This window comes from Vibrio sp. 1078-1 (assembly GCF_033340475.1).
In genome coordinates, this window is record NZ_JAWOWM010000287.1 from 1 (window position 1) to 741 (window position 741).

The 741-nt window shown below is 45.7% G+C and carries 1 pseudogene; it reads left to right on the plus strand.

The window, feature by feature from the left end:
* Positions 1–344 precede the first annotated feature (344 nt).
* Positions 345–741, plus strand: a pseudogene (locus tag R7190_RS27140) (serine endoprotease DegQ); the annotation flags it as partial.

The following is a 741-nucleotide window of genomic DNA, read 5'->3' on the forward strand; positions in this document are numbered from 1 at the left end:
CCTCTTAACCAGCTCTTTTCCTTTCTTTTGGGTCGATATAAATCGTAATTTGTATCGACCCTTTTTGAACTTTTCTGCAGCAATCCCTCTCTAACTTGCATGTGAACTGCCGTCACGCTTTGAATATCCAAACTAGACCTTATATTAAAAATATCAATCAAGATAAGTTGATGTTCATAAACCTATGCAGGCAATTCGTTTCAGTCTATTGCGGCCTTTGAATAATGGCATGCGCTCTCGGTTGGGCTAAACGTACCCTGTCATGGATGACCAAACGCTTATTCTTATTGGTATAAAGTGCGGATATTTCTTTTTGGCAGACATGTTTCAAGAGGAGTTACTGGATGAAAAAGCCATTGCTTGCGCTAACCGTTCTATCTTTAAGTTTGAGTTCCATTATCACGCCGATAACGGCCACGGCAGCACTGCCTCTAAGTGTCGATGGCCAGCAATTACCAAGCCTAGCCCCGATGCTAGAAAAAGTGACCCCTGCAGTCGTGAGCATTGCGGTTGAGGGTAAACAAGTTCAAACCAGTCGTATTCCGGAACAATTTCAGTTCTTCTTCGGCCCTGACTTCCCGATGGAGCAAACTCGAGAGCGCCCATTCCGCGGATTGGGCTCTGGCGTCATTATTGATGCCCAAAAAGGGCACATCGTCACTAACTATCATGGGATCAAAGGTGCGGATGAAATTCGAGTGCGCGTCTATGACGGCCGGGAGTACGATGCAGAACTCGGTC